Here is a 24659-nt window from a genome sequence, read left to right as displayed (position 1 = left end):
TTTCATGCGCACTGCCTTTTAAGTGCATTTACATCCGCACCTCTTCTTACCATATCAAACTATGCAAGAGATGTGAAGAATTTTCGCTTTTATTTCTATGTACCCATCTCTATTACTTAAGGAACAAGAGTAGCAATCCTTGAATAAATCCAATTGTTCCTCCTAGTAACGCCCCTAAATAAGTAATCATTTTCAACTCATTTTTTGTAATGGACAATACAAGATCTTCTAGTCTCTCTGTTGAAAATGTAGATACTTCTTGCTGCACAATTTCCGCAAGCTGTAGATTTTTCAATATGCTCTCTACATTTTCTGTTCCCCACTTCAAGCCTTTCGTTACTGCGCTTGGAACTACTTTTTCAATAACCGTTTCTCGAACTGGATCACATACTTGCTGAACAGACTGATTTAAAAATTTTCTCACTGCTTCCTCTACTTTAACAGCTGACATTATAGAGCTCACAATCATTTCTTTCTCTACAAACGTTTCTAATTCTTGTACGTCTCTTACTTTTAACTTTTCCCACTCTTTTTGCAGTACGTCAGTTAACAGCCGCTCTGTTTCGTCTTGTCCTAAAAACTTAATTACTTCCGGCTGCACACGATCCACTAAACTTACATTCCCTAAAAACATACCGACTAAATTAAGCATCGTCCCGCGAGAAGCGAAAAAGTCATCAATCATTTTTGAAAGGCGTGCCTTTCCTTCTTCACTTTCAAAAAAGCTAATTCCTCTTTTCAAAATAAAAGCCGAGACATGTGGAATCGCATTCTCTACTTTTTCATGAACAGAATGAGGTAAAGCTTGTTCCCATGTATATGTATAATACTCTGCTAAAAATGCATGAATTTTTTCTGTAATAACATGTTCGATTTTTTGAGTCGCCTCTTCTTCTACATGTGTTAAATTCCATTTTTCTAACATATCCCGTAACGACTGTTCATTCGTAATTACTTTATCAACTTCCACTTGTGCCCAGCGAATTAAACTGGCTTGAAACTCTTCATTTGTTAATTTTTTTCCGATTCCTTCTGGTGTTAACAAGTGTTCTACAACCATTTTACCTAATTGAACAGCAAGCTCATCGCGGCGCTTCGGAATTAACCCTGGCGTAAATGGAACTTGAAACTTCCCAATATAAATAGGACGATGTGGACGGAATAACATTTTTATTGCTAAATGATTTGTGTATCCTCCAATAATTGCCCCGAGTCCTGTCGTTGTTAACATATTCAACCATATATTCATCACAATCAACCTTTCACTTCTCCAAAACTATAGCATATCATCATACGGACAAAAGTATAATGGTATAAAAACGTATTTGCAATATATAGCTTCGCCTATTATGCAAACATCTTATTACTAAAGGAGTGATTTCGTTGGTTCTTGGTCTTTTAACTTCTCAACTCCATCACGAGCAAACGTATTACACCGAAATCGCTAAGCGCGCTCGTCTCTATCATAACGTCGTCGCCCAATTCACACCGTTTAGCATTGATTCAAAGACAGATCTTGTTTCCGGTCTTATTTACGATACAGATACAGGAAATTGGATAAATCAAACCTTTCCCATTCCTTCATATATATATGATCGTTGTCATTTCAAAGAGGATGAGGAATTCCAACAAGCAACTGCGATTATTCATTCATTACACAAACGTTCTTCCACTACTTTTTTAAACAACACGCTTATTAATCCAAGCGATTTGCACAATCTTTTTCTTACTAATAAACGTCTTTCCCCTTACGTACCAAAAATAAAAAAAGGAACAGTACAAGGAATTTTTAAATTACTACTAGAAACAAGAGATATTATTATAAGACCAATCAATATACATTCCAATGAAAATTTATATCGGGCCACTTACAAAAATAAAACATTTCATATCGATACAGTAAATGAACAGCAGCATACTTCTACTCAATTCAAACGAACGGATGAATTTATATCATGGTGCAAATCGAACGTGCACTCATCCCATTATATGATCCATCCAATGTTACAACCTCCAAATCAACTATCATATCCAATTCATATTCGAACCATTATGCAAAAAAACAAAGAACAGAATTGGGAGGTACTCGGTCAATTCATACAAAAGTCTTCATTCCCAGCGCAATTTTTACTTTCAGTAACAGAGCGGTCCATGTTACATCCATTTTCCAAAATTAAATATTTACTTTCTCCAACTGGCGTTCAATTATTGAAAGATGCTTTACATGATGTTGTAAATGAAGTGTTTAAAACACTCGATCAGTCCTATTCGTCATTATTTGAATTAGAGCTTTCTACCATTATGGATCAAAAAGGTGCCATTTGGCTTATGTACGTCAATACGATGCCGTCTTACGAAGTTTATACTAGGTACAACGACGAACTGGCTGAACAAATTTTTCATGGTCCATTAAAGTTTAGCCGATTTACACCATAACGAAAGGAGGAAATCCCCGTTGAAAGAGCACATATATACATTAAGTATTTCAGATGAGAATCCAAATAGTATTACTTTACCTTACGTTTTTTCTATTACACCACCAATTACATCCCTTTCCTTTGGCTTACGTTATATTACATGTGAGAATATTAAAATTCATTATTCATTCACTCGAGAAATCATTATTGGAGAACAAATTGCAGCTAAACTTTTACTACCACATTCAGCAACAATCCATGCCTTCATACAAAATCAAACCATTGTTTTCGGTCCATTAATCGGGATTTTCACAACTGGCTTTAACGATGATTCTAATTCTCCTTTAGGAAATCGTTCCATCTCTCTCGCTGATTTACTAACACCACCATTCACATTGCAGCCATTTGTATTTGTCTTTGGCCTTCAACATATAAACTGGGCAGAGGAAACAATTGAAGGGTACTTCTTTCAAGAAAGAAAATGGGTAAAAAACAAAGTCCCTTTACCAAATGTCATTTACGACCGATTACCAAATCGCCAATCAGAAAATTACAAACCTATCGTAAGAGCAAAGAAACGATTAGAAAGCGACTATGCGATTCCGTGGTTTAATCCAGGATTTTTCAACAAATGGGAAGTTCATGAACTTTTAATGAAAGAGGATTCGATTAAACCATTCTTACCAAAGACAGAGGCATTTCAGCATTTTGAACAAGTAGAACGACTTCTCGGTACGTATAAGTATATTTATATGAAACCAATACACGGTAGCTTCGGAAGAAACATTCATCAAATACTCTATTCGCAAACTGATAATCGCTACTATTGTCGTTATCGTGAAAATGACCAAAATAAACTAAGAAAGTATCAATCATTAGAAGCACTTCTTAACCATGTGTTAAAAGGACATGATTTAAAAAAGTTTATCGTACAACAAGGTATCTCACTACTCCGCTTCGAAGGGCAACCCGTCGATTTTCGCATTCATACAAATAAAAACCATTTTGGTAATTGGGTCGTCAGTGCAATCGTCGCAAAAATCGCCGGCAAAGGTAGCTTAACAACTCATGTAAATAGCGGTGGTGATACGAAATTACTTCAGGAACTATTTCCTGATTCAACAAAGCAAGTTCAAATTGAAAATAAACTAAAACAAACAGCCTTACAAATCAGTTATGCACTCGACCAACAAGTAACTGGGAACATTGGAGAAATTGGTTTTGATATTGGTTTAGATACCGCGGAAAATCCGTGGCTATTTGAAGCAAATTCTAAACCGGGGCGAACTGTATTCCAAGATGAAAAGTTAAAAGAACAAAGTGAACTTACGCGCCAATTATTTTATGAATATGCTATCTATTTAACTGAACACTCTTTGCGCGACACGAAAGAAAAAATGTCGCAAATAAAATCAGATCCTTCGTCAAATACCGAAAACATCCCTTCCCCTATGATTAACTCACAAATACAAAAACAAAAACTTCCACCTCACTCATAAGGTGGAAGTTTTCTATTTAAACGAGTTTCACTACAACTTCTGTTTCCACATTACATACTCCGCAATAAAAAACATGATTGCAATACTCCTGTGAATTATTATGTGTTAAACCGTCTACTGCACTTAATAATTCCTGATCCATATATGCACTGTAATCGTCTATGTAATCTACAGTTTTCCCATAATCTTGGAGTACACCTTGGCAATTTTGACAAGAATATGTTTGTGATTCTAGTGCGTTGCAAAGCGGACAAATTCCCATCATGATTCCTCCATACGTTATCGTTTAAAAACAATTAAAAAGCCTCTTTTTTAGATGGAAGAGAGCATCTAGCCGTGCATAGACGCGGTCAGTTCCTTTTTCTGCCTCATCCCGGGTTAAAACAGAACTATGCAGTTGTTGCCGTTTAATTTTTATTTTACTAAGCTGTAATTTGTCTCACTTTAATAAATCATAAGTAAGAGAAGCTGATTATTAGCCCCCACCTAACCTCTTTGCTTACGCCGTATTTTAAGGTGGGAGTTATTGCCCGCAAATAGCGGGATACAAAGAGAAAACCGCATTTGATATTGCTCTTAGTTTAGCCTTCTTTCTTAAAAATACAACGATTACTCTTATTTCATAATTTACGAAATGATGAAATATTTTTTACAAAATTTACAAATTATTATTTTGTATATCTTTCTAGGTAACATCCATACTATGAGTACAAACTTAATTACCGATGGATTAGCGCCAAACGGGGCGGCAATCTGGTTCAACTCCAGCTAGTCCAACCAAAAAAACTTTTATAACTCTAAGGAGGATATATTCCTATGGCAAACCAAAGTTCTTACAATCAATTAGTAGTACCAGGTGCAACAGCAGCAATCGATCAAATGAAGTACGAAATCGCTCAAGAATTTGGTGTACAATTAGGAGCAGATTCTACGGCTCGTGCTAACGGTTCTGTTGGTGGAGAAATTACAAAACGTTTAGTTGCAATGGCTGAACAAAGCCTTGGCGGATTCCAAAAATAAATATATATGGCAAAAAGGTCTCAAGGCATATGCCTTGAGACCTTCCTTAATTTATTGCAACATTTGTAAAAACTTCTTCGTTCGTTCTTCTTTTGGATTTGTAAATACATCTTCCGGTGTACCTTGTTCGACAACGACACCGCCATCCATGAAAATAACACGGTTCGCAATTTGATGAGCAAAGCGCATTTCATGCGTTACAATGACCATCGTCATTCCTTCTTTAGCAAGTTCTTTCATAACCTTTAAAACTTCTTGAACTAGCTCAGGATCAAGTGCTGACGTCGGTTCATCAAATAGTAATACTTCTGGCTCCATCGCAAGCGCGCGAGCAATTCCAACGCGCTGTTGTTGTCCGCCTGATAATTGGAACGGATATAAGTCTACTTTATCCGCAAGGCCAACTTTTTCAAGGAAATAGTTTGCTTTTTTCTTGGCTTCTTCTTTCCCCATCTTTTTCACTGTAACGAGCCCTTCCATTACATTTTGAAGTGCTGTTAAATGAGGAAATAGATTATGGTGCTGGAATACCATACCTGTTTGCGTACGAAGATTTACAATATCTTTCTTCGATACTTTTTGAGAGAAATTAAGCTCTTTATTGCCGATGCGAATGTTACCAGCGTTCGGCGTTTCTAACACGTTGAGGCAACGTAAGAATGTCGTTTTACCAGATCCAGATGGCCCGATAATAACAACCACTTCGCCCTTCTCAACTGATAAGTCTATATGTTTTAGTACGGTATTATCTCCGAAACTTTTTTGTAAATGTTGAATTGAAATCATAAAAACAAAAACTCCTTTTATGAAAGGGTTATTTTAGAGTATAACGTTCTGAACGTTTTTCTAATATTTGTTGCACGATAGATAATAAGAAGCAAATTACCCAATAAATTAGACCTGCTTCAAAATAAACAATTAAAAACTCATAGTTCATTGCCGCAATTTCCTGCGCTTTTCGGAACATTTCTGTTACTAAAATTAAAGACGCTAATGACGTATCCTTCAATAAACTAATAAATGTATTCGAAAGCGGCGGAATAGATACACGCGTTGCTTGCGGTAAAATAACACGTTTTAATGCTTGCGGATATGTCATCCCAATTGTATAAGCTGCTTCCCACTGTCCTTTCGGAATAGAAAGAATAGAAGCACGAATAATTTCAGATGCATATGCACCGACATTTAATGAAAAACCAACAATTGCTGCTGTATATGGCTCAACCTCAATATTAAGAGTTGGAAGACCATAGAAAATAATAAATAACTGTACAAGAAGTGGCGTTCCGCGAATGATAGATACATAGATACGAGCAATCCATTGTAAAATACGACTACCTGAAATACGCGCGAGCGCTGTTAACGTCGCAAGTATAATACCGATAATAAATGTAATAAGCGTTAACGGAATTGTCGTAAAGACAGCTTCCTTCAGCATAGGCGTGAAGGAAGTCTGCATAATATCTATCCAAGTAGACAGTCGATCTGAGACCACTATACTACTTAGAAACATTTTCACCGAACCATTTTTTCGTTATTTTATCGTACGTACCATCTTTTTTCATATCTTCTAACGCTTTATTTACTTCTTGTACAAGTTTGTCGCTACCTTTACGGAATAAGAATCCACTTTGTGATGCTTCTTTTTCTGTATCTACAATTTTAATTTTTGCATCTTTTTTCGTTTCTAAATAGTTTAACACTGATAATTTATCATTGATTGTGAAATCAACGCGTCCAGAACTTAATAATTCTGCCGCTTGGCTAAATCCTTCTACACCAACGATTTCCGCACCATTTTTCTTAGCGATATCTGCATAGTTACTCGTTAAAGATTGTGCTCCTTTTAACCCTTTTACATCAGCAAATGTAGCAGGCTTATCTTTATCTTTTGCGATAACTAACGCTGCTGAAGATGAAACGTATGGTTTAGAGAAGTCATATTTCTTTTGACGATCTTCACGAATACCAACTTCGTTAGCAACCATGTCGAAACGTTTTGCATCTACTCCTGCAAGTAAGCTATCCCATTGTGTTTCTTTAAATACAGGCTTTACACCTAAACGTTTTGCAACTTCTTCTGATAGCTCAACATCAAATCCAGTTAATTTATTGCTTGAATCGTGAAATGTGAACGGTGGGTATGTACCTTCTGTTCCAATTACAAGTTCACCACTTTGTTTTATCTTTTGTAATGCATCTTGACTAGCTGTATCTTTTTTCTCTTCTTTGCCGCAGCCCGCTACAATCCCAATCGCTAATGTAGTTACTGCAAGCACTGAAAATAATTTTTTCATGATAGTAGTCCTCCAAGTATTCTGATAGGAATTTAAAAACTATATTGATTGTATGCAATTTCGAACAATTTTTCAATGAAAATGTTCTTATTTAGTTTATCCTTTTTCTTCATAATCAAACAAAATGGAAAAATACCGCTACATACAAAAAATAAGTAACATTTTTTAATATAGCATTTATAAAGAAAAAGGTAAAACAATACTTACTTATTTATAGGTTTTTCTACCGATGAAATATATTAACTTCTGAGCGGACAATACGATCAAAAAAGAACTTGCGAAAATCGCAAGTTCTTCTAAAAATTAAGCGCTCTGGTTTCCTTCCATTTGCGTTTTGTACATATCGTAATAACGCCCGCGCTTTTTCATTAATTCATCATGGGAACCTTTTTCCAAAATCGTTCCTCTATCAAGCACAATAATTTGATCAGCGCTCTTAATTGTTGAAAGGCGATGAGCGATAATAAACGTCGTTCGTCCTTTCTTCACAACTTCTAGTGCTTGTTGAATCATCGCTTCTGTCTCTGTATCAATGCTGGAAGTCGCTTCATCTAAAATTAAAATCGCTGGATCAAAAGCAAGTGCCCTAGCAAACGATATAAGCTGACGTTCTCCGGTTGAAAGTGTACTTCCTTTCTCCGTAATTTTTTCATCTATGTTGTTTGCAAACCTTTCGGCACCAACATCACGTAACGCCTTTACGATACGCTCTTTTGAAATATTTTCGTTCTCTAAGCTTACATTGGATGCGACTGTTCCGCTAAATAAAAACGGATCTTGCAATACAATTCCCATATGTTCACGTGTTGCTTGTTTCGGCATCTCTGTTACATCGTGACCATCAATCGTAAGCTTCCCTTTTTGAAATTCATAAAATTGAAAGAGCACATTCATAATGGAACTTTTTCCTGATCCAGTATGGCCGACAAGTGCCACTGTCTCCCCTTGTTTCGCTTCAAAAGAAATATTTTTTAACACTTCATCTTTTCCATTGTAAGAAAACGAAACATTATCGAATTTCACATTTCCGGTTAAGCGAGGCATACGTTCTTCTTCTACTGCCTCTCCCTTTTCCTCTAGCAATTCAAAGACACGCTCTGAGGCAACACGCGATTGCTCTAAGTTAGCAAGTTGGTTCACCATGTTCGTAATTGGCGAGAATAACCTCGTTAAATAATCGACGAAAGCATAAAGTATCCCGAGTGAAACGATGCCAGAAGCACTTAATGAAGCACCACCGAAATACCAGATTACACCTGTAAAAGCGATATTTCTTAATACAGACACTAAGTTATGCGAAGTTGCTGCATTTAAATTTAAAATTTTATTTTGATATTTAAAATAATCGCCATTGAGTTCTTCAAATTCCTTCTTCGTTTCACGCTCTTGACGAAATGCTTGAATAATTGGCATCCCTTGAATCGATTCATTCACCGTTCCGTTAATATCCGATAAACGAGAACGCATTTTATGATTGTATACAGACGCATACTTTCTATACATAATCGCCCAAACAATTAAAATTGGAATGATGAGTAAGCATAGCGCCGCCAGTTTTACATCAAGTAAAAATAGCGCAGCGAAAATCCCGATAATATAGATGATACTAGAGACGAATGTCGCAAGCACTGTTACATATAAATCACGAATCGCTTCTGTATCATTCGTTACACGCGATACAATTTTCCCTGCTGGTAAATGATCGAAATAACGAATTGGCAACGTTTGTATATGAGAAAAAACATCCTCCCTCATAATTTGAATAATTTTGTTTGCCGCCTTCTGTAAGAAGAACTGCTTTCCGTATGCAAATAATGATACAACTACTAATAAAGCGAAATATCCACCGCCGAGTAGTAATAATCGATTTATTTCTGGTTTATAAAACGCAAATACTTCCTCTTTCGTTAAGGCTTTCGCTTTATAAACCTGCACTGCCTTACCACTTTGTACTGTAAGCACATCACCCTTAACAGAACGAGTTCCTTCAAGCGTTATTTTATTCGGTACAAAATAGTACTGAAAACCAACTTGAATCACTCGGACTTCTTTCCCTTTTTTCTCACCTTCCTCAAAGCGATCACTTCGCTTATAAAAGGCGCCATTATATGAAACAGCATCCTCACTCTTTTCTGTTTCATACCAAGGCCTCTCTATTCCAACGATATGCTCATCAATCATCGTTTTTGCGACGAAAGGACCCGCGAGTTCTGCGATAACGAAAACAAATAGCATCGCCATCGCTGCAAAAATCGGCCCTTTCACTTTCATCGCGTATTGAAACAATCGTTTTGAAACACTCATATTTTCACCCCGCTATCCGCACTTTCACTTTCACCTTGTTGTCTTTCGAACTGCTCTGCATACCAGCCCCCATTTCGAATGAGTGCTTCATGCGAACCTTCTTCAATAACTTCACCGTTATCCATAACAAGAATCCAATCTGCGTGCTGTACGGCTGACAAACGATGCGTCGTGATAATCGTCGTCTTCCCGCTTCTTTCTGTTCTTATGTTTTCAATAATCGCCGCTTCCGTACGAGCATCAACAGCTGATAAAGAATCGTCTAAAATTAAGATTTCTGGATTTTGAATAACAGCTCTCGCAATCGAAATCCTTTGCTTTTGTCCACCTGATAAAGAAACACCTTTCTCTCCAACGAGCGTTTCTAAACCTTCCGGTAAAAACTCTAAATCCTTTTTAAATGCAGCTATTTCAATCGCTTTTTCAAGCTCTTCTTCAGTCGCTTCTCTGTTTCCGAATAAAATATTTTCCTTCGCTGTTTTTGAGAACAAAATGTGTTCCTGAGGTACATAACCAATCCAGCCAAGTACGTTATCATTCGTAATTTTATCTAGCTTCACATCAGAAACCGCAATATCACCTTCACCAAGTGGATATTGACGAAGAAGTTGACGAACGAGCGTCGTTTTCCCGCTTCCTGTTTTCCCAACAACTCCAAGGGTCTCTCCTTGTTTTAATGAGAACGAAACATTTTTTAAATTTGTTTCAATTGATGAAGGATATGAAAAAGTAACGTTATCGAACTGAATGTAATCTGGCTCTTGTACAACCTTTGGATCTTTCGGATTCTTTACATCCGGTTCATAAGCTAACGTTTCATTTACACGATCGAGCGAAGCATTTCCTCTTTGCATAACATTAATCAATTCACCAATTGCAAACATCGGCCAAATCATCATCCCTAAATAGACGTTAAAAGAAACGAGCTCACCAAGTGTCACTTTTGACTGAAATACGAGATATGCACCGTACACTAAACCAATTAAATAACTAAGACCAACGAGCATTTTCACAGTTGGTTGGAATAATGCATCGATTCTTGCTACTCTCATATTTTTCTCGTATACGTCATCTCCTAAATGATGAAACCTTTCTTGATCAGCGTTCTCCTGTACATACGCACGAATAACGCGTACACCCGCAATTGATTCAAGTACTTTATCGTTCATATCCCCGAACGCATCTTGCGCGACTGTAAATCTTTCATGCAATTTCTTTCCGTATCTATTCATCGCATACGCCATAATCGGAAGCGGTATAAGCGCAGCAAATGTTAGCTGCCAACTAATTGAAAAGCCCATCATACAAACGATTGTAAGCATATATAGACTAGAATCAACGAGCGTTAATATACCAAAGCCAGCTGTCATGGAAATTGCTTTTAAATCATTTGTCGCTCTCGCCATTAAATCGCCAGTACGATTTTTTTGATAAAACGTTGGTGTCATCTTGAGTAAATGCCCCATAAATTTTGAACGCATCGTTTTCTCAAGTACGAACGCACCGCCAAATAGTTGGTGCTGCCAAATGAAAGTAAGTACATACCCACCAATTGTTACCCCAAGTAAAATAAAAATATATTGCATAATCGCCTCGTTCGTTAAGGCTCCTGTTTTAATATTATCAATGGTAATTCCTAACACTTTCGGAGGAATTACCTCTATCACATTTACAATTAAAAGTACCCCAATTGCGATACTATACCTTTTCCAATGCTCCCTAAAAAACCAGCTTAACTTTAGTAATACTGAAAACAATATAACCTCTCCCTTCTCGTTCTCGTTTGGCTCACATTTCTTTATCCACTATCCAAATCCATCACATTTACATTTCGTAAACCATACAATTTCATCACATTTTTCCACCTTCCAAATTCTGATTTTTTATAGTAACCACGAAAACAAGGAAAATAAACAAAAAAAAGCATACCGCCGCTTGACGATATGCAAAAGAATGCATAAAAGCGTACGTTACGATATACGCAACGTACGCTTCTCATAAGACACAAAGGTCCTATATATCCGCACGGGTTGCGTAATGATATGAATGTTTTCCGCCATTTAACAGAGCTAAGCCCATTACATTTACGATTACGATTACAATCATTACGCACACCCCCTTCATTTATTTTCCATTTATAATCTTACAACTTTATTGAGTATTCTGTCAATTATTTTTTTCGCTTTAGAATAAAATAATCTTTTATCACAAAAAATGAAAGTGATGCATTCTACTTATAATTCAGTTTGAAATAAGGGAATCTTCTGTAAGAAAGGGCATACAAAATAAAAAAATAATAAGAAATCGTTTTCACAAACATTTCATTTGAAAAATATTATCAAACCACCTACAATCACCTTATACTCACTCTTACAAGTTGCTATTTTAGGAGGACTAATCATGACAACTAGCAATACGTACAAATTTTATTTAAACGGAGAATGGAGAGAAAGCTCTTCAGGTCAAACAATCGAAATTCCATCTCCATACTTACACGAAGTAATTGGTCAAGTACAAGCAATTACTCGCGGAGAAGTAGATGAAGCAATTGCATCTGCAAAAGAAGCTCAAAAATCATGGGCTGAAGCTTCTCTACAGGATCGCGCAAAATATTTATATAAATGGGCTGATGAGCTCGTAAATATGCAAGATGAAATTGCCGATATCATTATGAAAGAAGTCGGTAAAGGCTATAAAGATGCGCAAAAAGAAGTCGTTCGTACAGCTGACTTAATTCGTTACACAGTTGACGAAGCACTTCACATGCACGGTGAAAGCATGATGGGTGATAGCTTCCCTGGTGGATCTAAATCTAAACTTGCGATTATTCAGCGCGCACCACTTGGTGTTGTATTAGCAATCGCACCGTTTAACTATCCAGTAAACTTATCTGCTGCAAAACTTGCACCAGCACTTATTATGGGTAACGCTGTTATCTTCAAACCAGCAACTCAAGGTGCTATTAGCGGTATTAAAATGGTTGAAGCACTTCATAAAGCTGGCCTTCCAAAAGGTCTTGTAAACGTAGCTACAGGACGCGGTTCTGTAATTGGTGACTACTTAGTAGAACATCCTGGCGTAAATATGGTATCGTTCACAGGTGGTACAAATACAGGTAAACATTTAGCGAAAAAAGCTGCGATGATTCCACTTGTATTAGAACTTGGTGGTAAAGATCCTGGTATCGTTTGTGAAGATGCAGACTTACAAGAAGCTGCAAAGCATATCGTAAGCGGTGCATTCTCTTACTCAGGTCAACGTTGTACAGCTATTAAACGTGTACTTGTACATGAAAATGTAGCAGACGAACTAGCTGGCTTATTAAAAGAGCAAGTAGCAGAACTATCAGTTGGATCTCCAGAACAAAACAGCACAATCGTTCCATTAATCGACGATAAATCGGCTGACTTCGTTCAAGGTTTAATTGATGATGCTGCTGAAAAAGGTGCAACAATCGTTATCGGTAACAAACGTGAGCGCAACCTAATTTATCCAACATTAATCGACAACGTAACAGAAGAAATGAAAGTTGCTTGGGAAGAGCCATTTGGCCCAATCCTTCCAATCATCCGTGTTTCTTCTGATGAACAAGCGATTGAAATTGCTAACAAATCAGAGTTCGGTCTGCAAGCAAGTGTCTTCACAAAAGACATTAACAAAGCATTTGCAATTGCTAACAAAATCGACACTGGTTCTGTTCAAATTAACGGACGCACAGAGCGCGGCCCTGACCACTTCCCATTCATCGGTGTAAAAGGTTCAGGTATGGGCGCACAAGGTATTCGTAAGAGCCTTGAGTCTATGACTCGTCAAAAAGTAACTGTATTAAACTTAGTTTAATATTGCAAAAAGAAGCTGATCTAAAATTTAGATCAGCTTCTTTTCATGCAAAGAAACTTCCGATACACCTGTGTATTATGAAGCGGCTTAAATCCTACAGAATTGTATAACCTCTTAGCACTTTCATTTCCTTCTATATAACAGAGTCTAATATCTTCGTACCCGCCTTCTAACAACTTGCTCACACCAAATTGTAACGCTTTACGCCCATATCCATTTCCTTGATAGCCTCTTGCAACCATTACATTCTCTACTGTCCCTTCTCCTAGTGTAATCGCTGCAACTAACTGTTCATTTTCTAAAACTACATACACGTTACTTTTATCGTTCAATTTGTATTTCTTTATACTATCTTCTGGAGCAAGATAAGGCTTCATATCATTCATTTCATGCAACTCGTAATAACATTCCTGTACCATTTTTACAAACTGATCAAAAAATCTATCCTCATATTTAATAAACGTCATATCCGTTTTAGGGAAACTCCCTCCCTTATATATCAATTCAAGCGATCCCCACCATCTTTCAAATCCCATTTTCTTAGTAAAACCAATACAATTTTCTGATTCAACTTTCATATAAGTGCATACAAAATCTGGATTCATTTTAGAAACACACTCTTCTATTTCTTTATACAAGGCAGAGCCAATACCTTTCAAACGAGAACCCTGTTCCACATACACACTTATTTGAGCAATAGACTCTTCAGCACTATTTGTATAAAAAGATGCATACGCAAATCCTTCAATCCCATTTCGGTTACATAAAAGAAAATGCGTAGAGTTCGATACAATATCATCTAAAGAGCCTATCTCCTCTTCTATCCCCATACTTTTTATTAAATTCAATGTCCTGATCCAATCCTCTTTTTCACTATAAGCACGTATCATTTAAATAATCCCCATTCCGATTAAAAGTACATTCCCTGTTAAAAATTCAATATATATTTATTCAATGAATCCGTTTCAAACCCTCCAAGCCCTAATAACGAACTCTTCTCTATAATCTGATTATTACTATATCCATTGACGTATAAAAATACATTTGTTACTCTTAAACATGTTAATTTAATACATAAATCCTCATTCGTATCTCGGTGAGGTAGAGGTTGCAATCATTAAGAGTATCATTTCAGGAGATGTAGTGGCATTGATGAATGAATGAGAAAGGAATGGTTGCCGAAGTAAGACGTGCCCACCATGCGCGCTTGCTGGGTCTGCATTTAATAAGTGCAGAACTGTCACAAACGTTTCGTTTGTGGAGAGCTATCGAGAGGTATGTCGTGGGTTTCTTATAAGATAGAAAGCATGTAGCGGCAAATTACGTGCTTTTTTTGTTTTGTTTGGAACTTCTCTTCTTGACTTAGGAAGACATACATATCTCCTCGCTTGACTTGGTTATACTAACTTTGGAGGTATTTTCTATGCAACAAAAAAAATGGGGCTTTTGGGTACTAACAGCTTTCGTTGTCGGTAACATGGTTGGCGCTGGTATTTTCATGGTGCCAAGTACGTTGGCACAAACAGCTAGCCCTCTCGGTGTCACTTTAGCTTGGTTAACAACAGGATTTGGTGTTTTAATGCTAGCTCTTGTTTTCGGTAATTTAGCAATTCGTCGTCCTGATTTAACGACAGGACCACAAAGTCATGCATATGCTTTATTCTCAACACCAAAAAGAAAGAAAATGGCTGGTTTCAGCATGGTATGGGGATATTGGGTTGCAAACTGGGCAAGTAACGTTGCCATCATTACATCTTTCGCGGGATATTTATCACTCTTCTTCCCAATTATGAAAGATACGCGACTATTATTTTCCATCGGCTCGTTCGATATAGAAGTTGGAAAGCTCATTACATTTACTATTTGTTCCGTCTTACTTTGGGGAACTCATTTAATATTAACAAACGGTGTAAGCGGAGCTGGGAAACTAAACTTCTTAGCAACAACAACGAAAGTAACTGGATTCCTTCTATTCATTGTCGTTACGTTATTTGCGTTCGAAGCTTCAAAGTTTGGACAATGGTACACACCGATGATCGATAAAGAAGGCGTATCACACGGTCTCCTTTCACAAGTGAATTTAGCGGCTCTTACAACGCTTTGGGCATTTATTGGGATTGAATCCGCCGTTCTTTTATCAAACCGAGCTACTTCTCCCAAAACGGTAAAACGTGCGACTGTTGCCGGTTTATTAATAACGGTTGCAATTTATTTAGGAATTACAATTTTAACAATGGGTGTACTTCACGTTGATAAATTACAAGCTTCTGAACGTCCATTAGCAGATGCATTAAACGCAGCAATGGGTCATGGCGGCGGGAAACTTATGGCATTACTTGCTCTTACTTCCCTATTCGGTTCAATATTAGGCTGGATTTTATTAAGCTCAGAAGTACCTTATCAAGCAGCAAAAGAAGGTTTCTTCCCTTCCTTCTTCGCAAAAACAAATAAAAAAGGAAGTCCAATTCATTCACTACGATTAACAAACATTATGTCGCAAGTGTTCTTATTCTCAACATTATCAGGAACAATTGCGGAAGCTTATACATTCGTTATTACCGTATCAACACTGGCCTACCTCATTCCATATCTCGTTTCACCAATCTTCCAGTTAAAACTAGTCGCAACTGGTGAAACATATAAAAATGAAATGCGGGCAAGAATTACAGATGGTATAGTCGCAGTTATCGCACTTTGCTATGCACTATGGGTTATTAAAACAGGCGCATCCGATATAAAAACGTTCCTTCTCGGAATCGGTTTATTCGCAATTGGCTTTGCCTTCTATCCATTAATGAATCGTGATCAGAAAAAAAATAACGAAAAGAAAAACGAGCAAGTTGCGTAACGCAATTTGCTCGTTTTTTGCTTAATAAAACATATATAATAGAAAAAAGAGGTGAAAAACATGTCAATCGAATCACTATGGAGCTCTCGCTTTCAACAACATATTCAAAATGCCATCACATACTTTGCACGTATGATTAACGGTTTGCTATATAGTTTCATCTTCGTCTCATGTGTAGGTGCATATTATTACGCAAAGTTTCTTAAAACTGATCCTTCTAAAGGAATATCTTTATTACTTATTACAATCGTACTAACATTCATTATAACGAGATGCCCCATTCGCACATTTATGCAAAAACCGGACGCTGTCTATTTACTAGCACTAGAAGAAAAATTAACATCTTATTTTAAAAAATCTCTTTTATATAATTACATCATTCAGCTTTTCCCGCTTGTATTTACGTTCCTTATTATCGTACCGCTTGCCATGCAATCATTACAATTAACCGTACCTTTTTTATGTACAATCTTTATCGTTTTAATGATTACGAAAGCGTGGAACATGTACATACATTGGATGTGGCGTGATAGTTATGAAAAAAGCGTATGGTTTATCATTCGTATTGCTTGTAACGCCCTGATCATTTACATGCTGTTTTATACTGCAAATGTGATTGTATTAGGCGGACTACTCTTACTTCTTGCTTTCCTGCTTCTATACACGAAGAAACAACCTACAAAACGAATACCGTGGGAATACGTAATCGACCAAGAAGAAAAAATGGACATACGCTTTTATCAATTCGCTAGCATCTTCACTGATGTTCCGCAGCTAAAAAAACAAGTAAACGGCAGAAAATGGCTTACAAATTGGATCGAACCTTTACTACATAAAAAACAAGCTACTTTCTTCTATTTACATACGCTATCGTTTTTACGTGGGAATGATTATTTCGGTATATATATTCGCTTAGGGTTAATCGGTTCCTGTATCATATATTTCGTACCGAATCTATATGTAAAAGGCGCTACTGCTTACATCGTCCTATATATGATTTCTATGCAACTTCGTTCTCTGTGGAAATATTTTTCGGGAAAAATTATTGTAGCATTATATCCGATTGATACTGAAGAAAGAATGAAGCAATTTCTCAGCTTAATTCTCACATTAATAAGCATTCAATTAATTGTTTTTTCAACTGTTATACTCGTTGCTACAGGACAATTACTACATGCTTTGATTATTATGGTAATCGGCGTACTTTGGATAAAGTTTATTATTGTACCAAAAACAAAGAAACGAATTTCCTCGTTTTAACGAAAAAGAGGCTGCACATAACGGCCTCTTTTCTCGTCCTAAAATTTATAATCACTTTTCATAGGCATTTCTCATATAGTGAAAATGACTATACAATTCCTATCCATACGTTAATAATGATTTCGCACATATAAATAAAAAAGATAGGAGCTCTATTATGAACAACAATCCGCCTGCAACGCCCCAAAACCACTCAGAAGAAAATAGCCGTGACATTAAATTGCAAACATTACGAGTCATCGGACTCATCGTCCTCATTAGTGGTTATATTCTCGTCGCTCTCTCAGAAGTGGGTGAACTAAAACATTTATTAACGAATCCTAACGCCAATCCTGACTTAGCCGAAGTTGATCCGTTTTAAAACTATGTAAAAAGCGAGTCCCAGTGTGACTGGTTCGCTTTTCATATGGTTTTATCCAATACGAGAAACGTTTCGTTCATCTTGATACTTCTCTTTTCCAATTGCCTTCATAAATAATAAAATACTGCTCATACCAACGATAAAATATAGAGCACTCATGCCCCAAGATGCAATAAATGAACCTAACATAACACCTAATGTACCATTCATTTTCGCCACTTGAAAAACCATTCCGTTAATCGCCATATAAGAACCTCGCGCGTCATTTGGCACCATATCCGCCATTATAGATTGACGAACCGGTACATACATCATCTCTCCTACAGTTTGGAAAATCCCCGCAATTAATAAAATCCATAAGCTATTGCTCGTTCCGAGTATTGTAAATCCAATTGTGTAAATAAATAAACCCACATATAAGATTTTCAAATCGTTGAAACGCTTTAACATCTTAATAATAAGCGCCGAACATAAAACAACTAAAATTGTATTCTCTGCCGATATCCAGCTCAGCATTCTTAGACCTGTTAAATCAAACGTAAAACCATTACCGAAGAAAAAGTGTATTGTTTCAAATTCCTTTTGTAAACGCACCCCTAAATAATTATTAATTTGAAATTCTAACGATAATGTACATATACTCGCTAAACAAAAAATTAAAAACGCTCTATCTTTCATCACAACTTTATAACTATCTGCCATATCTTTTAATACATTTTTCTTCTCTACTGTTTTTCTTGCCACATACACTTCTTCCATATATACAGCCATCACATATAAAGTAATAATCGCCACAGCCGTTAATACGATAAACAATTGTAACCTATAGTTCTCAAATAGTAATCCGCCAAATATCACTCCAATTGCAATTGATAAATTAATCGCCCAGTAGTTAATGCTGTACATCACTTTTCGATTTTCAGGTGTACTCACATCGATTAACATCGCCTCTGTCGCTGGATTCATAAGTCCAGATCCTAAGCTGTTCACTAGCATAAATACAAATGTTAGCCACGGTGAATCTACATAATCTGAGTTCGCAATTCCCATACAAGCAATTGAAACGACTTGTATACTTTGGCCGATAATCATCACCTTTTTACGACCGAGCCGATCTCCAACATATCCACCGTATAAACCAATTACTAATGCAGCTATTACATTAATTAGTAGTAGAGCACCAGCAATCGCACTACCTAACTTTATTGAAAAATAAATCGCCATAAATGGAAAAATCATCGTGGACACAGTACGTGTTAAAAACGAAGTTATAATTCTAATTTTTATATTTCGATGCATACTCCAAAAACCCATTGTTTCCCCCTCCTTATGCTTATTCATTTTACTTTGAAAAAGAGGAAGAAAAAGGTTAGAATATTCTAAAGAGTTTCCCCTTTTATAAAGAAGGAAGTGTATACGTATGAAGATTATGGACTATTACATTAGACTAAGATTACATGCACAAGACCAACAGCATATACGAAATAGCTTACAAGAATTAGCGGATGTTTTATATTGCAGTACGAAAAACGTGAAGATTTTATTAAAGAAAATGAGCGAGGAACAATTCATTAAGTGGACGCCAGGGCGAGGCCGCGGGAATAAAACAGAAATTATATTTGTACATAGTTTAGTAGAAGCGATTGAATCCTATGCAGATGAACTGTTAGCCCAAGAAAAATTAAAAGATGTCTTTCTTCTTTTAAAAGAGCCCCTTCCTCTTGCACTTCAAAAAAAGATAGAAAATAAGCTACATCATCATTTTGGATACGAACCTTCAAATGATATGTACGACATATTAAAGATTCCTATATCAAGAAAGATATTCCCATTAGATCCGGCTTTTACGGCTGTAACAACAGAGGGTCATCTTATTAGCCAAATTTTTGATACATTAGTCATTTATAACGATATTACAGAAAAAATGGAACCGCACATTGCTCATACGTGGGAATTAAGTCAGGATCAACTTACGTGGACGTTTTATTTACGAAAAGATATACATTTTCATAACGAAACTCTTTTAACTTCTAAAGATGTTCAATTTTCATTTGAAAGATTGCAGCAAGCTCAATCTCCTTACGCATGGTTAACACAGGAAATTGTCTAAATTGAAACACCGTCACCACTACAAATACGATTCCATTTAGCAAAACCGAATTTATTTTTCTTACATTATGTAAGTTCCATGCAACTCGCAATTTTACCGCATGATGCGAGTATCCAAAATTATCATTACATAGGTACTGGGCCTTTCAAACTTACTCATTACTCTGAAGATAATATCGTACTCGAAGCGTTCACCCATTATTTTAAAGAACGTGCGTTACTAGACCGTATTGAGTTTTGGCGTATTCCAGATCATGTGAAAATAGATTCTGATTATGAACTGCCAAATGAAGAGGAAAATGAAAGACACGACATACAAATAGAAGAAATAGGCTGCATTTATGCTGGCTTCAACTTTAAGAAAACCGGTCCCCATCACGATATTTACTTTCGTAAAGCTTGGAGAGAAATATATGATGTTGAAACAATACTTCGGAACATAGAGGGGCGCCGAACAATTGCTGCATCAAGCTTTTTCCCTGAAAGAAGCCGCCAAGCTCCCAAAAGGTCTTACTCTCTAGAAAAAGCGAAAGAGTATTTGAAAAAGAGCACCTATAATGGAGAAACGATACATATTTATTTCTTCGCATTTAAAGATAGTGCAAACGACGCAGACTTCCTAAAAGAACGTTGCGAACAATTAGGAATGCACGTAGAACTTCACCCATTTCTCGTTTCAGATTATATGGATCGTTCTATCGATAAACACGCCGATATTATTTTAATGGGAGAAGTGTTTGCTACCGAGCATGAAATTGCATTTTTAAATGTATTTAAAAATAAAAGCTGCTTCGTAAATCGGTTCATGGACCCGCACTATGAAAAACAAATTAATTGTTTGCTAGATACATTTTTACTAGAAGAAAATAAAGAAAAACGTTATGAGCTCATGTATGAAATTGAAGAGTTTTTACAAGCTGAAAGCATCATTTTATTTAACTATCACGTTTTAAAAAGAAAAACATATCCTTCTTCTTTAAAAAACGTGACAATTGATTCATTCGGTTGGGCAAATTTTGCGAAGTTATGGATACAGCCATCCCCGCAGTAAAATGTGAAATTTTTTATAAAAGGAGAAGAACCATGAAAAGCAACCTAGAAAAAAGGCTTTCGTATCTATACACAGGTGAGTTATTTTCAGTCATTACTTTTATTTTTACAAGTTACGTAATTAATTATGCTTATCCTACATTACATTTATATTCCCTATACTCTTTTTGGGTCTCATTTCTTCTTTTAGAGTTTCTCTTACTACAAGGAACTGTTTACTGGTACGTAAAGTGGAAAAGACTAAAAAAAGAGAAAACATCTGTTACACCTATTAGGATTATTCAATATTTGAAAATGCTAAAAAAGATAAATATAGGATTGATTATCACAGGACTTATTATGTTTATTATCGATTTTTTAATTTGGTATCCCCAATTACCTTTGGGCGGGCTATCATTCGCCCTATTCGTTTATGTTTTTGCATTATTTGAGTATATTAACTATTATCATATTCAGCTTTCATATGATAACACCTCTGATATTAAATATTTGATAAAATCAAAAAAACTAAAACAGTCCTGTATGAGTAAAGATTTTCAACGTATTTCATAAAATATTAGATTTCACTTATGAAAACTTTAAGCTAAGAAAAACTAAGCAATTTTTATGAATGCAAGAGAAGGTACTACACTCTTAGTAGTACCTTCTTTTACATTTTTAAAGATGAACCTTTTTACGCACAAGGATGCAAACTATTATTTAATTACTTCATCCAAATGATTTTTCAAGTTTAATAAATACTGCTCAATATTCGGATTCTTCACCACATCATAACAAGCAAAACTCTTTAATGGACTCATACCGAGAAACTTCTGCACACGATGTAAATGACTAAGCGCTGCCTCTAAACTTTCTCCTTCAAAGAACTTCGTCTTATCTCCGAATGCTTTTTCAGGTGCATTCCAAGTTGTAGAAAACATATACTGCTTCTCTCTTAATAAACCACCTGTACCGTATTCATTCGCACCTTCAAAAAACAAGCCATATTCATATACTTCATCCATATACGTTTTAAATAATCCAGGCACACTAAACCAGTAAATTGGTGTTTGATAAATCACAACATCAGCCCATAAAAACTTATCTTGTTCTTCTTGAATAGTGTAGCCATCCTGAATCGTTGTTGTTTTCACATGATGATTCTCGCTTAATACCGTTACCATATAATCAACTAACGTTTTATTTAATCTTCCTTCCTTTGAACCGTATTTTTCATGCCCATTTATAATGAATATATTTTTCATAACTTTTCTCTCCCTTATTTTACTCTTCAGCTATTAATCCAAGTTGCTGTTTCAGCGTAAGATTATCTTCTAAATGCCAATCTTCCGTTACCTTTCCGTCTTTCACATGCAAAATATCAATTGCAAAAAAACGAATGTTTTTACCATTATGAGTTCCTGTAAAAGAAAGACGAGCTGTTACTTTATCACTAACCACTAATAAATCTTCAACTTCACAATGTATGTCTGGAACTACTTTACGAAAGTTTTGCGCCGCAAATTTTAATCCTTCAATACCTTGTGGACGGCCTTTCGGCAATGTATTATCGAAGAAATTTTCCGTAACAGTCTGCGGAATAAGTTCCTCCCTACCTGTATCCCAAAATGCATAAAAACGCTGAGCTGCATGAACCATTTCTGTCGCTTCTTTTTTACTTAATGAAGAATCAATTGTCATTGTTTTTGGCTGTGGCATTTCTTTTAATAACTGGACTTCAGTTTTTTGTTCCACGCCGCATGCTGCAAGCGTAATACAAATGACAAAAAAACTAAGGAACGCAAACAACTTTTTTATACTCATGGAAATCACCTCCTCCTCATCCAAACCCTTTGTATTTCGTATTGCTATTGTATATGCATTAACTTCCTTTATGGAAGTAGTGATATTTTTTTCATATAGTTACCAAAAAGATAGTTTTGTGATACTATAAAGCAAATTCATTTAAAAATTTTTTTATGGAGGCTAGTTCCATGAACAATATAGATCCAGTTGAATTAACGAAAGGTTTACCTGGTATTCCATGTCCTATCGCTAAAACTCTTGACGTAATTAGTACAAAGTGGACGTTTTTAATTATCCGTGACCTTCTTATCGAAGGAACATTACGCTTTAGTGATTTACAAAAATCAATGGACGGTATTAGTCCGAAAACATTATCACTTCGCCTAAAAGAATTGGAAGCACAAGGGATTATAACGAGAAAAGTATATCCAGAAGTTCCGCCTCGTGTAGAGTACACATTAACGGATAAAGGAAAGCAATTAGAGGGGATATTTATTGAATTAAAGCGGTTTGGATTAAGTTTGTAAAACAAAAACCCCTTACAACGGTAAGGGGTTTTATTACTTCGCGAAACTTTCAGCTAACTGCTTCTCTCTCCACATAAATGTAATGCCGAGACCAACTATTAAAACAAAGCCTGAGAAAGCATATGGATAATGGATATTTATATCAAATAATATCCCGCCCATCGCTGGTCCTGCAATATTTCCTAAGCTCGTATACGTTGAGTTCATTCCAGCAACGAATCCTTGCTCTTTTCCAGCTGCTTTTGATAAAAACGTCGTTAAAGCTGGACGAAGTAAATCAAATGCTAAGAAAATAAAGCAAGTAACGAGAAGTACAATCCAATAATTAAAGACTACAGTTGAGACGAATGCTAACACTGCACCTACAATTAAACATATTTGAATTAACACTTTCTCACCGAACATGTCTACCAATTTTCCAAACATAAATACTTGCACAACTACCCCAAAGATTGAGCTAATTGTAATAATGGCAGCAATATCTTTCGGCGCGAAACCAAATTTATGATCAGAGAACAGGCTAAACACCGTTTCATATGCCGATAAACCGAAAGCGAGTACAAATACAATAATAAATGCAATTGCATACATTGGATGTAATGATTTCTTTAAATCCCCAATAAAACTTGATTCTTTCGTATTAGCAGCAATCTCTGCAATTTGTTCTTTCGTTAACGGCTCTTTCAAAATAAATATAGAAATAATACATGCTATAAAGGCTATAACTGCTGCCACAAAGAACGGTACACGTATACCGTATTCTGCAATAAACCCACCGATTCCAGGCCCTATAATAAATCCAGTGCTAATAGCCGCAGATAAGTATCCCATCGCCTTTGGACGTTCCTGAATAGATGTAATATCAGCAACATATGCCGTAACACCCGGCATAATAAACGCAGCACTAATTCCGCCTAACACCCTCGCCACATAAAGCATCCACACATCTTTTCCTAATCCAAAAAGAAGCTCTGAAACACCAAAAATAAATAATCCAATGATTATCATTTTCTTTCTACCGTAAAGATCGACCCAACGACCTGTAATTGGTGAAGTAATAAGCTGAGCCATTGCAAACACTGCAACGAGATAGCCCATTGTCTTTCCGGTTAAATTCATATCATTCATAAAGGATGGCATAACCGGAATGATTAACCCAATCCCTAAAAAAGCGATAAATATATTACTCAAAAGAATGATCAATACCATCTTTTGTTCTTTTATCGGTTTCTTCACTTTTTAACACCTCTTCCCGTAAGTTCCTCTCAAAAATAATGCCCAAGAAACTTTCTCTTTATCCCGCTATTCTTGGGCTAATAATGAGTGGAGATGCCCCCACTCA

At 36.2% G+C, this 24659-nt stretch carries 21 protein-coding genes, 1 pseudogene and 1 riboswitch; of the genes and pseudogenes, 10 read left to right on the top strand and 12 right to left on the bottom strand.

Going from position 1 to position 24659, the window contains the following annotated elements; translation table 11 throughout:
* Positions 1 to 112 precede the first annotated feature (112 nt).
* Positions 113 to 1258 carry a DUF445 domain-containing protein gene (locus BWGOE10_RS04150; RefSeq protein WP_070141040.1) on the bottom strand — a complete coding sequence of 382 codons (1146 nt, stop codon included), beginning with the start codon at positions 1256 to 1258 and terminating at the stop codon, positions 113 to 115.
* 125 nt (positions 1259 to 1383) lie between these two features.
* Here BWGOE10_RS04150 and BWGOE10_RS04145 point away from each other — a divergent pair, with 125 nt between their 5' ends.
* Entirely contained in the window at positions 1384 to 2436 is a 1053-nt protein-coding gene (locus BWGOE10_RS04145; protein ID WP_070141039.1) for a YheC/YheD family protein, read from the top strand.
* 19 nt (positions 2437 to 2455) lie between these two features.
* Complete coding sequence (locus BWGOE10_RS04140) at positions 2456 to 3916, top strand: YheC/YheD family protein (RefSeq protein ID WP_070141038.1); 1461 nt, start codon at positions 2456 to 2458, stop codon at positions 3914 to 3916.
* A 16-nt stretch (positions 3917 to 3932) separates the two neighbouring features.
* Here BWGOE10_RS04140 and BWGOE10_RS04135 read toward each other — a convergent pair whose 3' ends face one another.
* Positions 3933 to 4178 (bottom strand): hypothetical protein, encoded by a 246-nt coding sequence (locus BWGOE10_RS04135; RefSeq protein ID WP_070141037.1) that lies wholly within the window; start codon positions 4176 to 4178, stop codon positions 3933 to 3935.
* A 554-nt stretch (positions 4179 to 4732) separates the two neighbouring features.
* On the opposite strand from BWGOE10_RS04135, the gene sasP reads away from it, so the two are divergent.
* Positions 4733 to 4936: a small acid-soluble spore protein, SasP family gene (gene sasP / locus BWGOE10_RS04130; protein WP_000013349.1), complete on the top strand. Its 204-nt coding sequence runs from the start codon at positions 4733 to 4735 to the stop codon at positions 4934 to 4936.
* A 51-nt stretch (positions 4937 to 4987) separates the two neighbouring features.
* Here the strand turns inward: sasP and BWGOE10_RS04125 are convergent, their stop codons facing one another.
* The 5 genes from BWGOE10_RS04125 to BWGOE10_RS04105 form a co-directional block, all read right to left on the bottom strand.
* Positions 4988 to 5722, bottom strand: coding sequence for an amino acid ABC transporter ATP-binding protein (locus tag BWGOE10_RS04125; protein WP_029441704.1), 735 nt, complete (start codon positions 5720 to 5722; stop codon positions 4988 to 4990).
* 28 nt (positions 5723 to 5750) lie between these two features.
* Positions 5751 to 6449, bottom strand: a complete 699-nt coding sequence (locus BWGOE10_RS04120; protein WP_070141036.1) for an amino acid ABC transporter permease — start codon at positions 6447 to 6449, stop codon at positions 5751 to 5753.
* Positions 6436 to 7233 (bottom strand): amino acid ABC transporter substrate-binding protein, encoded by a 798-nt coding sequence (locus BWGOE10_RS04115; RefSeq protein WP_070141035.1) that lies wholly within the window; start codon positions 7231 to 7233, stop codon positions 6436 to 6438. Before BWGOE10_RS04115 ends, BWGOE10_RS04120 begins: the two co-directional genes overlap by 14 nt.
* Before the next feature lie 303 nt (positions 7234 to 7536).
* On the bottom strand, positions 7537 to 9537 hold the full coding sequence (locus tag BWGOE10_RS04110) for an ABC transporter ATP-binding protein (RefSeq protein ID WP_070141034.1): 2001 nt from the start codon (positions 9535 to 9537) through the stop codon (positions 7537 to 7539).
* Positions 9534 to 11294 (bottom strand): ABC transporter ATP-binding protein, encoded by a 1761-nt coding sequence (locus BWGOE10_RS04105; protein ID WP_070141033.1) that lies wholly within the window; start codon positions 11292 to 11294, stop codon positions 9534 to 9536. The genes BWGOE10_RS04110 and BWGOE10_RS04105 overlap by 4 nt, the downstream gene beginning before the upstream one ends.
* Before the next feature lie 643 nt (positions 11295 to 11937).
* On the opposite strand from BWGOE10_RS04105, the gene gapN reads away from it, so the two are divergent.
* Complete coding sequence (gene gapN / locus BWGOE10_RS04100; RefSeq protein ID WP_070141032.1) at positions 11938 to 13377, top strand: NADP-dependent glyceraldehyde-3-phosphate dehydrogenase; 1440 nt, start codon at positions 11938 to 11940, stop codon at positions 13375 to 13377.
* Positions 13378 to 13409: 32 nt separating this feature from the next.
* Here gapN and BWGOE10_RS04095 read toward each other — a convergent pair whose 3' ends face one another.
* Positions 13410 to 14267 (bottom strand): GNAT family N-acetyltransferase, encoded by an 858-nt coding sequence (locus BWGOE10_RS04095; protein ID WP_070141031.1) that lies wholly within the window; start codon positions 14265 to 14267, stop codon positions 13410 to 13412.
* A 204-nt stretch (positions 14268 to 14471) separates the two neighbouring features.
* A riboswitch (Lysine riboswitch) is annotated at positions 14472 to 14653 on the top strand.
* A 147-nt stretch (positions 14654 to 14800) separates the two neighbouring features.
* On the opposite strand from BWGOE10_RS04095, the gene BWGOE10_RS04090 reads away from it, so the two are divergent.
* The 3 genes from BWGOE10_RS04090 (at position 14801) to BWGOE10_RS04080 (ending at position 17846) form a co-directional block, all read left to right on the top strand.
* Positions 14801 to 16225: an amino acid permease gene (locus tag BWGOE10_RS04090; protein WP_001186323.1), complete on the top strand. Its 1425-nt coding sequence runs from the start codon at positions 14801 to 14803 to the stop codon at positions 16223 to 16225.
* Positions 16226 to 16285: 60 nt separating this feature from the next.
* Positions 16286 to 17485: an ABC transporter permease gene (locus BWGOE10_RS04085; RefSeq protein WP_070141030.1), complete on the top strand. Its 1200-nt coding sequence runs from the start codon at positions 16286 to 16288 to the stop codon at positions 17483 to 17485.
* 157 nt (positions 17486 to 17642) lie between these two features.
* A complete protein-coding gene (locus tag BWGOE10_RS04080) occupies positions 17643 to 17846 on the top strand; it encodes a hypothetical protein (RefSeq protein WP_070141029.1) in 204 nt (67 codons plus the stop codon).
* 51 nt (positions 17847 to 17897) lie between these two features.
* Here BWGOE10_RS04080 and BWGOE10_RS04075 read toward each other — a convergent pair whose 3' ends face one another.
* Positions 17898 to 19160 carry an MDR family MFS transporter gene (locus BWGOE10_RS04075; protein ID WP_070141028.1) on the bottom strand — a complete coding sequence of 421 codons (1263 nt, stop codon included), beginning with the start codon at positions 19158 to 19160 and terminating at the stop codon, positions 17898 to 17900.
* Positions 19161 to 19266: 106 nt separating this feature from the next.
* Between BWGOE10_RS04075 and BWGOE10_RS04070 the strand changes: the two are divergent.
* Both BWGOE10_RS04070 and BWGOE10_RS04065 read left to right on the top strand, forming a co-directional pair.
* Positions 19267 to 21006: pseudogene (locus BWGOE10_RS04070) on the top strand (SgrR family transcriptional regulator).
* A 32-nt stretch (positions 21007 to 21038) separates the two neighbouring features.
* Positions 21039 to 21557 (top strand): general stress protein, encoded by a 519-nt coding sequence (locus tag BWGOE10_RS04065; protein WP_070141027.1) that lies wholly within the window; start codon positions 21039 to 21041, stop codon positions 21555 to 21557.
* Between the two features lie 143 nt (positions 21558 to 21700).
* Here the strand turns inward: BWGOE10_RS04065 and BWGOE10_RS04060 are convergent, their stop codons facing one another.
* Both BWGOE10_RS04060 and BWGOE10_RS04055 read right to left on the bottom strand, forming a co-directional pair.
* On the bottom strand, positions 21701 to 22249 hold the full coding sequence (locus BWGOE10_RS04060) for an NAD(P)H-dependent oxidoreductase (protein WP_070141026.1): 549 nt from the start codon (positions 22247 to 22249) through the stop codon (positions 21701 to 21703).
* A gap of 19 nt (positions 22250 to 22268) precedes the next feature.
* Positions 22269 to 22808 carry an ester cyclase gene (locus BWGOE10_RS04055; RefSeq protein WP_070141025.1) on the bottom strand — a complete coding sequence of 180 codons (540 nt, stop codon included), beginning with the start codon at positions 22806 to 22808 and terminating at the stop codon, positions 22269 to 22271.
* Positions 22809 to 22978: 170 nt separating this feature from the next.
* Here BWGOE10_RS04055 and BWGOE10_RS04050 point away from each other — a divergent pair, with 170 nt between their 5' ends.
* Entirely contained in the window at positions 22979 to 23317 is a 339-nt protein-coding gene (locus BWGOE10_RS04050; RefSeq protein WP_063223780.1) for a winged helix-turn-helix transcriptional regulator, read from the top strand.
* 33 nt (positions 23318 to 23350) lie between these two features.
* Here BWGOE10_RS04050 and BWGOE10_RS04045 read toward each other — a convergent pair whose 3' ends face one another.
* Entirely contained in the window at positions 23351 to 24553 is a 1203-nt protein-coding gene (locus tag BWGOE10_RS04045; RefSeq protein ID WP_070141024.1) for an MFS transporter, read from the bottom strand.
* Positions 24554 to 24659: the final 106 nt, after the last annotated feature.

The sequence above is a fragment of the Bacillus mycoides genome, assembly GCF_001757995.1.
GTDB lineage: Bacteria > Bacillota > Bacilli > Bacillales > Bacillaceae_G > Bacillus_A > Bacillus_A mycoides_B.
Note: the sequence above shows the minus strand (reverse complement) of the source record. Positions and strands in the feature narration are given on the sequence as shown.

Coding starts and splice junctions, on each gene's coding strand:
- BWGOE10_RS04135 (WP_070141037.1), bottom strand. CDS start 4,178: ATGGGAATTTGTCCGCTTTGCAACGCACTAGAATCACAAACATATTCT.
- sasP (WP_000013349.1), top strand. CDS start 4,733: ATGGCAAACCAAAGTTCTTACAATCAATTAGTAGTACCAGGTGCAACA.
- BWGOE10_RS04125 (WP_029441704.1), bottom strand. CDS start 5,722: ATGATTTCAATTCAACATTTACAAAAAAGTTTCGGAGATAATACCGTA.
- BWGOE10_RS04120 (WP_070141036.1), bottom strand. CDS start 6,449: ATGTTTCTAAGTAGTATAGTGGTCTCAGATCGACTGTCTACTTGGATA.
- BWGOE10_RS04115 (WP_070141035.1), bottom strand. CDS start 7,233: ATGAAAAAATTATTTTCAGTGCTTGCAGTAACTACATTAGCGATTGGG.
- BWGOE10_RS04110 (WP_070141034.1), bottom strand. CDS start 9,537: ATGAGTGTTTCAAAACGATTGTTTCAATACGCGATGAAAGTGAAAGGG.
- gapN (WP_070141032.1), top strand. CDS start 11,938: ATGACAACTAGCAATACGTACAAATTTTATTTAAACGGAGAATGGAGA.
- BWGOE10_RS04095 (WP_070141031.1), bottom strand. CDS start 14,267: ATGATACGTGCTTATAGTGAAAAAGAGGATTGGATCAGGACATTGAAT.
- BWGOE10_RS04090 (WP_001186323.1), top strand. CDS start 14,801: ATGCAACAAAAAAAATGGGGCTTTTGGGTACTAACAGCTTTCGTTGTC.
- BWGOE10_RS04085 (WP_070141030.1), top strand. CDS start 16,286: ATGTCAATCGAATCACTATGGAGCTCTCGCTTTCAACAACATATTCAA.
- BWGOE10_RS04080 (WP_070141029.1), top strand. CDS start 17,643: ATGAACAACAATCCGCCTGCAACGCCCCAAAACCACTCAGAAGAAAAT.
- BWGOE10_RS04075 (WP_070141028.1), bottom strand. CDS start 19,160: ATGGGTTTTTGGAGTATGCATCGAAATATAAAAATTAGAATTATAACT.
- BWGOE10_RS04065 (WP_070141027.1), top strand. CDS start 21,039: ATGAAAAGCAACCTAGAAAAAAGGCTTTCGTATCTATACACAGGTGAG.
- BWGOE10_RS04060 (WP_070141026.1), bottom strand. CDS start 22,249: ATGAAAAATATATTCATTATAAATGGGCATGAAAAATACGGTTCAAAG.
- BWGOE10_RS04055 (WP_070141025.1), bottom strand. CDS start 22,808: ATGAGTATAAAAAAGTTGTTTGCGTTCCTTAGTTTTTTTGTCATTTGT.
- BWGOE10_RS04050 (WP_063223780.1), top strand. CDS start 22,979: ATGAACAATATAGATCCAGTTGAATTAACGAAAGGTTTACCTGGTATT.